The sequence below is a fragment of the Bifidobacterium sp. POST2/T3 (B1) genome (assembly GCF_058197115.1).
Window position 1 is genome coordinate 14,324 of the sequence record NZ_JBVPQK010000003.1, and the last position, 12,167, is coordinate 26,490.

Annotated in this window: 8 protein-coding genes; all 8 read right to left on the reverse strand. The window is 59.0% G+C overall.

The window, feature by feature from the left end; translation table 11 throughout:
* The 8 genes from AC0AP0_RS00445 to AC0AP0_RS00480 all read right to left on the reverse strand — a co-directional run bounded on the left by AC0AP0_RS00445 (position 1) and on the right by AC0AP0_RS00480 (position 11,807).
* Positions 1–1,080, reverse strand: a complete 1,080-nt coding sequence (locus AC0AP0_RS00445; protein ID WP_490428823.1) for a glycoside hydrolase family 5 protein — start codon at positions 1,078–1,080, stop codon at positions 1–3.
* A 237-nt stretch (positions 1,081–1,317) separates the two neighbouring features.
* Positions 1,318–3,345 carry an alpha-xylosidase gene (yicI, locus tag AC0AP0_RS00450; protein WP_490428824.1) on the reverse strand — a complete coding sequence of 676 codons (2,028 nt, stop codon included), beginning with the start codon at positions 3,343–3,345 and terminating at the stop codon, positions 1,318–1,320.
* A 76-nt stretch (positions 3,346–3,421) separates the two neighbouring features.
* Positions 3,422–4,945: an alpha-L-fucosidase gene (locus AC0AP0_RS00455; protein ID WP_490428825.1), complete on the reverse strand. Its 1,524-nt coding sequence runs from the start codon at positions 4,943–4,945 to the stop codon at positions 3,422–3,424.
* Complete coding sequence (locus tag AC0AP0_RS00460; protein WP_490428827.1) at positions 4,932–5,609, reverse strand: SGNH/GDSL hydrolase family protein; 678 nt, start codon at positions 5,607–5,609, stop codon at positions 4,932–4,934. Before AC0AP0_RS00460 ends, AC0AP0_RS00455 begins: the two co-directional genes overlap by 14 nt.
* Positions 5,610–5,850: 241 nt before the next feature.
* Positions 5,851–7,602 (reverse strand): type 2 periplasmic-binding domain-containing protein, encoded by a 1,752-nt coding sequence (locus AC0AP0_RS00465; RefSeq protein ID WP_490428828.1) that lies wholly within the window; start codon positions 7,600–7,602, stop codon positions 5,851–5,853.
* Positions 7,603–7,761: 159 nt separating this feature from the next.
* The gene (locus AC0AP0_RS00470; RefSeq protein WP_490428830.1) at positions 7,762–9,510 is read right to left on the reverse strand and encodes a type 2 periplasmic-binding domain-containing protein; all 1,749 of its coding nucleotides are present in this window, start codon (positions 9,508–9,510) and stop codon (positions 7,762–7,764) included.
* A 364-nt stretch (positions 9,511–9,874) separates the two neighbouring features.
* Positions 9,875–10,816 (reverse strand): carbohydrate ABC transporter permease, encoded by a 942-nt coding sequence (locus tag AC0AP0_RS00475; protein ID WP_232339520.1) that lies wholly within the window; start codon positions 10,814–10,816, stop codon positions 9,875–9,877.
* Positions 10,817–10,835: 19 nt separating this feature from the next.
* A complete protein-coding gene (locus tag AC0AP0_RS00480; RefSeq protein WP_198191597.1) occupies positions 10,836–11,807 on the reverse strand; it encodes an ABC transporter permease in 972 nt (323 codons plus the stop codon).
* Positions 11,808–12,167 lie beyond the last annotated feature (360 nt).

Sequence of the window (12,167 nt, forward strand, 5' to 3'; positions counted from 1 at the left end):
CTACTGGCGGTCCGCACTGGCCTGGGCGAATAAGGAGGCCATGTCGGGGTCGAAGAAGCGGCCAGTGGTCCGGTCCAGGAAACACATCTCCTTGGTGGAGGTATCCCAGAGGACCGGGCAGGATCCGTTCTCGCGGCAGCAGTTTAGAACGGTCGATATCCACTTGAGGTTACTGGCATGGTCCTTCCCGTCCACGGCCTCGGTCAGCAGACCGTACTCTCCGATGATCACGGGGATGCCGGCATCGACAAAGCGACGGCGCTGGGTGGCAAAATCGGCCTCCATTGCCTTGATGTCCGCCTCACTGCCCCACTCCTGCCTTGGTTTGCACCAAGTGGTGTCGTGTGTTGCCAGGGCGAAGTCGGCCGGGGAGTAATAGTGGATGGATACGATCAGCCGGTCCGCTACGCTATCTTTAGGCAGGTGGTAACGGGAGTCACAGGTCATGGCCGTGTCGGTGTTGTAACCGGGAATCAGCAGGAAGCGGTCGGCGTTGTGCGATCCACTGGCCCTGACCGTGTCAACGAAAATCTGGTTGAGCCTTTCCAAGAGTGCATAGGCCTGGTCCCGGTCCATGCCATCGAAGCCAATCTCGTTGCCACCCTCCAGAATGAGGTCCTGCCCGTAATCCTTGAACGTGTCGGCGATCTCACGCCAGAGGCCGGCGAACCGCCCGCATACCCCATCCGGATCCTTGTCCGCTTTACGAATCCAAGGGAGATCACCCTCACCACCATCGTGATGGACATTGACTATCACCTTGAGCCCGGCATCCAAGCTCCAGTCGACGGCCCGGCGGACCGCGTTCATCCAGATGGAGTCCACGTGGCCCTCCCCGTCAATCCACTCCACCCAGGTCACCGGGATGCGGATGGTGTCGAACCCGGCCTGCTTGACCAGGCGGGCGCACTCAGGGGTGAAGGGCTGGTTGAACCAGAGCTTCTCCTGATCCTCCGGGGTCCAGGTCCGACCCTCATTCACGGCCTTCTCATGCTCTCCTTGGAGGGGAAAAGCATCGAAGGTGTTGCCCAGGTTCCAACCCAGGCCCAACTGTCTGACGAATTCAAGGGCGGTCGTCATGAACCATCCACTTCTTTCTGCCGATAAGGCTGTATCGATAAGGGATGCACCGCCCTGACGGCAGGATCTCCAATCGGAGGGGAAGCCTACGAGCACATGCATCCATTAGCGTTTTCATTTATGCAATCCAGGTCCTCCCCTGACCTACTGGTCCGGGGAGGACCGCACCGGGCACAGGGGCCGGATGCCGAAAGCGGCACCCGGTCTCGCATGTAGCACGTAGCACTAGGATCTGGCTCACACGTGGAGAGGATCGGTGCCGGGCCTGACCAGGACCGGCAGGGTGTGGTAGTCGTAGGTCTCCTGGTACCAGCGTCCAGGCTCATAGGTCTTCCCGGTCAGCATGTTGGCCCAGGGTCGGCCCGTGCCCTCATCTGGCACATAGAAGCGGGCGGTCCCGTCCTCGTTGAAGATTGGGGCCACCAGGATGTCGTCACCCAGCATGTACTGGGTGTCGATGTCCTCGCAGGTCGGGTCGCTGGGGAATTCCAGGACCATGGCCCTCATCATGGGCAGGCCCGTCTCATGGGTCTCATGCGACATCTTGATCAGATAGGGCACAAGACGCTGCTTGAGCTTGGCGAACTCACGGGTGACCTCGACGGCCTCATCCCCGTATAGCCAGGGAACTTTATATGCGGTGGACCCGTGATAGCGGGAGTGCGAGGAAAGGAGACCGAACTGGGTCCAGCGCTTGTAGATGTCGGGGGTGGGCTGATCCTCGAAGCCGGCGATGTCATGGCTCCAGTAACCGAATCCGCTCATACCGAAGGAGAGGCCGGCCCTCAGACTTTCAGCCATGGAGGGGTAGTTGGAGGTGCAGTCCCCGCCCCAGTGGACCGGATAGCACTGTCCGCCCACCGTCGCCGAGCGGGCAAAGAGGATGGCCTGGTCGGCCCCCTTCACCTCGACCAGGAGGTCATAGACGGCCTTGTTGTACAGGAGGGTGTAGTAGTTGTGCATCTTGACCGGGTCGGAACCATCGTAATAGACGACGTCCTCGGTGGGAATACGTTCGCCGAAGTCGGTCTTGAAGCAGTCCACGCCCTGGTCCAGCAGATGCCTGAGCTTACTCTGGTACCAGACCGTTGCCTCGGGGTTGGTGAAGTCGACGATGGCCATGCCGGCCTGCCACTTGTCCCACTGCCAGACCTGGCCGTCGGTGCGCTTGATGAAGTATCCCTTCTCGGCCCCTTCCTTGAAGAGCTTGGATTTCTGGGCGATGTAGGGGTTGATCCAGGCACAGACCTTGAGGCCCTTCTGGTGGAGGCGGGCCAGCATCCCTTCGGGGTCTGGGAAGGCGGAATGCTTCCACTCGAAGTTGCACCATTCCAGGTCGTCCATCCAGCGACAGTCGAAGTGGAAGACCGACAGGGGGATGTCCCGCTCCGCCATACCGTCGACGAACTCGTTGACAGTCTTCTCGTCATAGTCGGTGGTGAAGGAGGTTGACAACCACAAACCAAAGCTCCAGTCGGGAACCAGTGGGGGTTTGCCGGTCAGATCGGTATAGGTGTTCAGCACTCCTTTGAGGTCCCGGCCGCCGATCACCGAGTAAGTCAGCTCCTGGCCGGGGACGGAGAACTGGACCTTGGAGACCTCGTCGGAACCGATTTCGAATTCCACCTTGTCGGTGGAATCCACGAAGACCCCGTACCCCCGGTTGCTCATGTAGAAGGGGACGTTCTTGTAGGCCTGGGCCGTGCCTGTACCGCCATCCTGATTCCAGATGGTGACTGTCTGCCCATTCTTGACGAAGTTGGTGAAACGCTCGCCCAGACCGTAGATCTTCTCTCCCACGCCCAGGTTGAGGGACTCGACCACGTGTGGCCTGCCATTGTCATCGGTCACCAGGGCCTTGCCCCTCCACGCCGACTTGGTCAACGGACGGCCCTCATACTCATACTCGAAATCGATGGCGTCACCCTTGGCGATCTTCAGGGCCAGCCTGCCACTGGTGAAGGTCCATCCCTTCTCACTCTCCTCAATCTTCACCGGGGGATCGGTCCGATCAAGCGTGAACCGGGGGTCATGGCTGTGGTCCTGCCTGTAGTTGATGATCCGGGTGGTGATGATGTCGGGACGGGGGGATGTCACCTCGATGGTGAGCAACCCTCCGTCCAGGGTCATGCCGGGATTCCTGATCACCTGGAAGGGGGCGTAGAGGGTCAGCCTCTTCTCTTCGACGTCCGCGCTGTAGATGTTGGCCGCATATTTGACGTCGAAACCGTCTCGCACCAGCCACTCTCCGTTGAGAAACTTCATGTTTTCCTATCTTTCCTTGTTATTGTCGGCCACTATGCCCTAGATCCGGTGACAGAAATCCTGCAGGACGCGGATCTCACTCCACGTCGATCCGGATGCCCAGAGGCAGGCCGGTGGCTGTGGCCCCGACCGGGTCCTTGAGGCCCCGAACCTCCAGTCCCTGGTCCGTCAGCTGGTAGTTAACTGGTCCTGCACCCAACTGGCTGACCTGGCGGACAATCCCCTGAAAGACCGACCCCTCCTTGCCGCGTGGGGCGAAGGCCTTAATCAGGGCCCGTCCGTCTGCTGCAGGCTTGAGCTGGTAGGCGTAAATAGCTCCTGATGCTGAGGTGAACCGGAAATCCTCGGAGGTGAAGACGGCCTCGGTCTGGTCCGCGAAAGACCCCTCTGCCGGGTGGGTGGGGCCCTCCTGAGCGATCCACCAGGGGCGGGATCCATAGATTCCTTCCCCGTTCACATCCATCCAACGACCGATGGATTCCAACATCTCCTCCTCCTCGGGGTCGATGGATCCGTCGGCGCAAGGACCAATGTTGAGCATGAGATTGCCGTTCTTGCTGACCGCGTCGAGGAGGGCGGCCAGAATTTCAGCTACCGACTTGTGATCCAGGGTGGTCGTGTGGCACCAGGAGTTGCGGGCGATGGCAGTGTCCGTCTGCCAGACGAAGGGGGTGGGGTTGGCGAAGCCGCCGCGCTCCACGTCTACGATGCCCGAACCCCAGGCCATGCCGTCCATCTTGTAACAGATGGCGGTCGGGGCCCCCCACTCCACGGACCGGTCGTAGTAGTAAGCGGCAAGGCGCTGCAAATAAGGCTTGAACGCCTCATGCTGGACCCACCAGTCAAAATAGAGGAGTTCGGGCCGATAGGCGTCGATCACCTCGCAGACCCGAAGGAGCCAATCGTCCAGGTACTCCTTGGTGGGATAGGGCTTGCTGAAGAGGTCCTGGTTGTCAGGCTCGGGCATGGCAGGCCAGTAGAAGTCGCCCCTCTTCATAGGCTGATGCACGTCGCTGTCGAACTCCTGCCCGTGGCCCATGAACCACCAGTGCTCAGCCCGGTGGTCGGACAGGGCGAAGTGAAGGCCCTGATCCAGAGTGGCCCGCCGCAGCTCACCTATCAGGTCGCGGTGGGGCCCCTTGTCGAAGGCGTTCCATTCCGACAGTTCGCTGCGGTACATCTGGAATCCGTCGTGGTGCTCGGCCACGGGCATGTAGTAGCGAGCGCCAGCCCGGCGGAAGAGGTCCAGCCACTGGTCGGGGTCGAAACGCTCCGCCTTGAACATGGGGATGAAGTCCTTGTAGCCGAACTCCTTCTGGGGTCCATAGGTCTTCACGTGGTGGTCGAACTCCGGGCACCCCTTGATGTACATGTTGCGCGAGTACCACTCGTTATTGTAGGCGGGCACGCTGTATAGGCCCCAGTGGGTGAAGATGCCGAACTTGGCATCGGCGAACCAGGTGGGGGGCTCCATGGCGCACAGGGAGGCCCAATCGGCCTTGAAGGCGCCACGGCTGATCTCGTCATCCACCCGCGAAAGATTGTCGGCCCCGACTACGTCTTCTCGCAGGGGACGGGGCTCCTGTTCACTTTTCATCATCGAATGTGGTCCTTTCCCAATCAAAGCCGACGGCTTGGAGCCAGGTCCTAGCCACCAGCATATGCCCCTCAACCCCAGGGTGGCAACGGTCCATGCTAAGTATGTAGCTGCTCTGTTTCTCGAGGAAGTGGTCCATGGCGGCCTGGACATCCACGTAGGTGGCCCCATGCCGGTCCGCCACCTGCCTTGCCACCTCGGCATAACGGTCGACCATAGCCCTCATCGGATCATCCCTGTTGGGCTCCATCATGAAGGGACTCATGACAATCAGGCCCTTGACACGAGGCTCGGTCCTGCCCATCAGATTCTCGTAGGTCTGTTCGAATTCATCCAAAGAGACCAGATCCGCCTGGCGGAAGGGACCGTCGAAGTGACGCCAGACATCATTGATTCCTATCATAACGGAGACGTAGTCGGGCTTCAGATCGAGCACATCCCTGTCCCACCGGGCTGCCATCAACTTGATGTCGTCTCCGCTGACTCCCTCGTTCATGATCATGAGTTCCCGATCAGGATAGACTGCGGTAAGAAGGGCGTGGACCAGGTTGACATAGCCGTCGCCGAAGGAGCCCCAGCCGGCTGGAACGGCCTTGTAATCACGGTTGACATCAGTGACCGAGTCTCCACAGAAGACAATCCTTGAATTTTTTTCAAATGGGAGCATGCAGCTCTCGCACCTCGTTTTCCTTCTCTGTCTTTTTCTGTCATTCGCAACACGGCCCCTGATTGGGACCGATGCTGCTTCATCACCGGTGACTGTAGAACCATCCACTGTGCCACCGGCATGGCAAGGGGAGCGCGGCAGAGGGTGGCTGACCACCCGCCCGACTAACGCTCCCCACCAGTACATGCCTGACGGCGGGCAGGGTCACCAGAGCTCCCCTGCCTCACCGTCCGGCGCGGAATCAGTTGCTTTCCGACTTCTCGCGATTGGCGAACTGCTTCTTGATGTTGACACGGGCCGTGTTCTGGTCCTTGGCATTCTTCATGTCCACATCCAGTACCTGCTTGAAGCCCAGTCCGTCGACCTTGGAACGCATCTCGTCCATTAGGCTGTTGAACTCGTTGTCATCCTTGGCGAAGACTGCTTTCCAGGAGGTGTTGACGATCTCGGTCTTCACCTGACCACGCAGGGTAGAGATCTGGGAGGACTCATCGGGCTGGATGAAGCTGGAGCCGGGGGCGATCATGAGCTTGTTCGCCTTCTCCAAATACTGCATGGAGGTCTTGGCCCCGTCCATATGCTCGGACCAATCCTTGTCCAGGGCCGAGTTGCTGAACTGGTCGATGGTGGACTTCCACATGCTGGAGTCATATGGCTCCTTGGTATCAGGATCGATGTCAGTGGCCAGCTCAGTGGTGAAGTTCAGGGCAGATACACCGTCGGCGTAAGAGCCGCCGCCGAACTGGGCGGGGACCTTGGAGGACTTGTCGCTCTGAAGCTTCTTGCCGAAGTCGGTCAGCTCGGGCTTGCCGTCCTTGATGTCGAAGTTCATACCCTTGACATTGCCGGCCATGGCATAGACGCCCTCTTTGGAATAGAGCCAGTCGATGAAGTTCACCAGGCGTTGCTTGTTCTTGGCCTTGGACCCGACGGCGATAATGGCGGCGCCGCCATTGGGGGTGGCTCCGTAGGAGAAGATCTTCATGTCACCCATGGGGGCCAGCATATAGCCCTTGCCTTGGGCCTTATTTTCCGTGGTGTTGTAAGCGGCAGGACCAAGATAGCTCCAGAAGGAGAAGAGGATCTTACCCTGCTTGTACTTGTTCGACATGGTGTCGTAGTTCTGGGTGGAGGACTCGGGGTCGACCAAGCCCATCTGGTTGGCCTTGTTGAAGAACTGGAGGGCCTTCTCGTACATCCCGCCTTTCTGAGTGACCGACTGGTAGTCAGAACCATCGGCCTTGGCCAGAACGAAGCCCATCTCGTCGTAACCGAAGTAGGTTGTGGGCTGCTTGGCGTTGTTCATCATGTTGCCGTCCCAGTCCTTGAAGAGGGAGAAGGCATAGACATTCTTGTCGCCGGTATCTGCCCGGGCCTTGTCCTGCATCTGCTTGAGAACCTGCAGGAAGTCATCCAGGTTGTTGAACTTGGGGTAGCCGATCTCACGGTAGTAGTCCCAGCGGATGTAAGGGCCGAAAACAGGCTCGTTACCTTCGGAGGGGTCGGTCGGGCTCTTGGTGGAGGCGCTCTGCGGCACCCCCCAGACCCCGCTGCTCTGCCCAGCCAGTTTGTTGAGGGCATCGGTGGCGGACTTGTACTTCTTGATGTTCTTGGCATTCTTCAGGTACGGTGTCATGTCATCGATCAGGTGGGCCTTGATCAACTTGGTCAGTCTGCCGTTGCCAGCTCCGGTGATGACCAGATCGCCCAGGTTCCCGGCTGCCGAACGGGTATCGAAGAGAGTGCTGCCACCGCCGGCCACATTGGGCGAGATCATGTTCAACTTGAGGTTGAACTTGTCCTTGATCAACTTGGCGAACCAGCCCTTCTGGATGCCCTGGTAGTTGGCCAGGTCGTCATAGACGTCCACCTTCATCAAGGAGCCGTCATCCTTCTCGTTGGCCGAGTTGTCTCCTCCGCCGCCACAGCCGGCCAAGGCCAGCGAGGCTGACAGCACCGCTGCCATCACCACTGCGAGTTTGCTCTTCTTCATGGTTTCCTTGTTACCTTTCTCTGCAATAGTCTGATTTTCAGACTCCCTTGGTCGGCTCGTGCCGGTCGCTCGACACAGGCCCAGCAAGGTGGTCAAGTCTTCATGTGAGGCCCGAACCCCCCGGGGCTCCCGACGGGGGCCGGACGCTCATACTCTGCTTCACTTCTTGTCTTCGAACTGCTTCTTGATGTTTACCCGGGCCGTGTTCTGGTCCTTGGCGTCCTTCATGTCCACATCGAGAACCTGCTTGTAGCCCATCCCGTCAACCTTGGAGCGCATCTCATCGAGGAGGGCATTGAACTCGTTGTCATCCTTGGCGAAAGAGGCCTTCCAGGAGGCGTTGACGATCTCGGTCTTCACCTGGCCGCGGAGGGTCTTGATCTGGGAGGACTCGTCCGGGGTCACGTAGCTGGAACCGGGGGCCACCATGATCTTGTCGTTCTTCTTCAAATATTCCATGGTGGTCTTGGCCCCGCCCATGTGGGCGGACCAGTCAGTGCTCAGCGGGTCCGTGTTTTTGGCCAGCTGCGAAGGCCACATACTGGCGTTGTAGGGGTAGCCCGTGGAGGGATCCTTGTCCTGGACGATCACAGTCGGGTAGTTCAAGGCCGAAACCCCGTCCTTATAAGTGCCGCCACCCCAATCCGCCGGCACGTTGGCACCGTTGCCGAAGAGGACCTTCTCGCCGAAATCGGTCAGAACCGGCTTGCCGTCCTTGACCGTCCAGTTCAGGTTCTTAGGACCAGCGGATCCGCCGGTTTGGGCACCGGAGGCGTAGACCCCCTCAGGCGAGTAAAGCCAGTCGATGAAGTTGACCAAGCGTTGCTTGTTCTTGGCCTTGGAACCCAGAGCGATGAAGGTGCTGCCCCCATCAGGCGTGGCGCCATAGGAGAAGATCTTCATGTCCTCCAGCGGGGCGATCATGAAGCCTTTGCCCTGTGCTTTGTTGTCCGTGGTGTTGTAGGCGGCCTGCCCCAGCCATGGCCAGAAGGAGAAGAGGATCTTGCCCTGCTGGTACTTGGCGTACATGGTGTCGTAGTTCTGGGTGGTCGACTCGGGGTCGACCAGGCCAGCCTGTGATGCCTTATTGAAGAACTGGAGGGCCTTCTCGTACATCCCGCCCTTCTGTGTGACCGACTGGTAGTCAGAGCCATCGGCCTTGGCCAGAACGAAGCCCATCTCGTCATAACCGTAGTAGCAGGTGGGCTGCTTGGCGTTGTTCATCATGTTGCCGTCCCAGTCCTTGAAGAGGGACATGGCGTAGATGCTCTTGTCGCCGGTATCGGCCCGGGCCTTGTCCTGCATCTGCTTGAGGACATTGACCAGGTCATCCATGTTGGCGATCCTGGGATAGCCTACCTCCTTGTAGATGCCCCACCGCACGTAGGGGCCGAAGGTGGGCTCCAGCCCCTCGGAGGGCTCCGTGGGCGGCAGAGAAGTGACCGACCCGGGCACCCCCCAGACCCCGCTTGTCTGCCCGGCCACCTTGTTGAGGGCGTCGGTGGCGGACTTGTACTTCTTGATGTTCTTCGCATTCTTCATGTACGGCGTCATGTCCTCGATCAGGTGGGACTTGACCAGCTTGGCCGCCTGGCCGGAGCCGGAGCCGGTGATAATGATGTCACCCAGGTTCCCGGCTGCTGAACGGGTGTCGAAGAGGGTGCTACCCCCGCCCGCCACATTGGGGGCCACGATGTTCAACTTGAGGTTGAACTTGTCCTTGACCATCTTGGCGAACCAGCCCTTCTGGATGCCCTGGTAGTTGGCCAGACCATCGAAGACATCCACCTGCATGAGCGACCCGTCGTCCTTCTCGTTGGCGGAATTGTCTCCGCCGCCACAGCCCGCCAGGGCCATGGACACGGTTATGACAGCGGCAGCCACCGCCGTCAGCTTCTTGGCTTGCATTGTTTCCCCTTTCCAGACACCGTCCGGCTCCTGGGCCCGTCCTGTCACCTTCGGCAAGTCGGCGGGTTGCAGGTCATCAGGAGGGTTCTGACTTCCGCTTACATCCCTATGTCTCTTACGATTGTCTCAACGGCCTGCGTGGTCCTCCTCAGTCCATGCTCCCGGCCCCCAGGCCCCTGCCCACCGCCGACGACTCCGTGAGCGGTGATGGTCAACCCCGTGGTTGATCTCCTTCGGACCGGCGGGGCCACTGCCGGTCTTGCATCTCTCATCGATTTGTCCTCCTTGATGAATCGACATGAACGCTTCCTGGCCGCCGCGTGGGATCAGGCCCGCACGGCGGCTAGGTTGCACCTCCTCTCGATCAGCCCTTGACGGCGCCGAGCATCATGCCCTTGACGAAGTAGCGCTGGAAGAGCGGGTAGATAAAGAGGATGGGCAGCACCACGATCACGGCAACAGTCATGCGAATCGAGGTCGGGGTCTGCTGGGTGGCCAGGGCCGCCATATTCAGGGCGCCGCCCGCGCTGGCCTTGACTGCACTGGCCAAGGAGCTTGCCTGGTTGATGTACTGATAGAGCAGATACTGCAGAGAGTAGAGCTTTGAATCAGTCATGTAGATCAAGGTGTCCTGGAAGGAGTTCCACTGCCCCACGGCCGAGAAGATGGCCACCGTAGCCAAGATTGGCGTGCACATGGGCAGGACGATCTTGAAGAAGACCGTCAGTGTGCCGGCGCCGTCCACCTCGGCCGCCTCCTGGAGAGACTTGGGGATGGACTCGATGTAGGTCTTCACCAGAATAATATTGAAGGGCTGCACGATGGCCGGCAGGATGTACACCCAGAAGTTGTTGGTCAGACCCAGGTTCTTCATCGTGATGAACATAGGGATCAGACCAGCATTGAAGTACATGGTCACGATGATGAAGCGGTACCAGAGCTTGCGATGCCACATTCCCTCCTGGGTGAAGAGGAAGCCCAGGAAGGCGCTGGCCAGTACGGTCAGGGCGGCGCCGATCACGGTACGTCCCAGGGAGACCATGGCTGCTGTGCCCAGGCCCTCCAGCTTGAAGACCTCCACATAGTTGCTCCAGTGGATTCCTTTGGGCAGAATGGTGATCTTGCCGGCGGCACTCAGGGTGTTGTCGGAGATGCTGTTGATGATCAGATAGTAGAAAGGATATGTACAGATAAAGGCGAAGAGGATGAAGAAGACGATGTTGAAGACATTGAACACCTTCTCGCCCTTGGTCCGCTGCAGGAGGGGAGAGACGCCCTTCGATTCGATTGCCATGCTGTCGCTCATGATTGTTTTCCCCTCACGCTCAGATGATTGACTCGCCACGGGTCCGCTTGGAGGCCCAATTGACCAGGAACAAAAGGACCACACTGACCAGGGATTTCAGCATGGATATGGCCGTCGCAAGAGAGAGGCTGTTCTGACCCATGCCCACGTTGTAGACGTAGAGGTCAAGCACCTGGATGTGCTTGAGGTTGAAGGCGTTCTGGAAGACAAAGTACTGATCCATCCCGTTGTTCAGGAAGTTGGAGACGCTCAGCATCAGCATGACCAGGTATGTGGGCATGAGCTGCGGAATCGTAACGTGTATGATCTGCTGGAATCGGTTGGCCCCATCCACCTGGGCGGCCTCGTAGAGTTCGGGGTCGATGCCGGATATGCCGGCCAGGTAGAGGATGGACCCCCAGCCCAGACCCTTCCACAGGCTCCACAGGAGCATCTTGATGTAGGTCCCGCTATCGGAATCCAGGAAGTGAATAGGCTGTGAGATCAGGTGGATGTTCTGCAGGAGCTGGTTGACCATGCCAGTGGAGGAGAACATGGCGAATGCCACGGCGTAGACCAGGACCCAGCTGATGAAGTTGGGCAGGGTAGTCAGGGTCTGGATGACGTTCTTGAAGTGCTTGCTGCGAATCTCATTGAGGCCGATGGCAAAGAACAGCGGGAAGAATGATGTCAGAATGCCCAGGCCGCTCATCACGAAAGTGTTGATCAGGACCTGGCCGACCGTATGCAGCTGGGCCGGATTCTGGATCATCATCTTGAACCACTGGAAGCCGACGAATTGGCTCTCCGAAAGGGGAATGGGTGGCTGATAGTCATAGAAGGCATATACCCATCCGAGCAGTGGATAGTAACTGAAGAGGATGACCAGTATCAGAAAGGGGACGGTCAAGAGGAAGAGGTTGATGCTGTGTCTCTTCTTGCCGCTTATGCCCCCTTGGCGTTTAGTCTTACCCCGCCGGGTGGCGTTCAACGGAATGTCGCCAGTTGACATCCTGCCCTCCTGTCTTTCCTATAAGCCCGCTCCATTGCGTTGCCAGCCATGCGCCGAATGCTTCCACTACTTTTCGGCGCCGTGTTTACCGTAGTAGGCTTATTTATATGTTTGTAAATAGATTAGTACACCGATTTAACTTAGCTGTCAAGCCGCGGTATGCTGCAAGGCATGTCACCACGTAAGACAGGACCGCTCCCACCCATGGGTCCAGGCAAGATCGGTCACCTTTCTGACAGACCCGTCCGACAGCTGTTCCTGTAGCCGACGGAGCAGAAGACAGAACAACAGGATGGCCGCACCCAGTCTCCTGCCCGCGTGCCGCCGCCCCCGCCGGGTGCACTGACAGGTAGAGTCAAA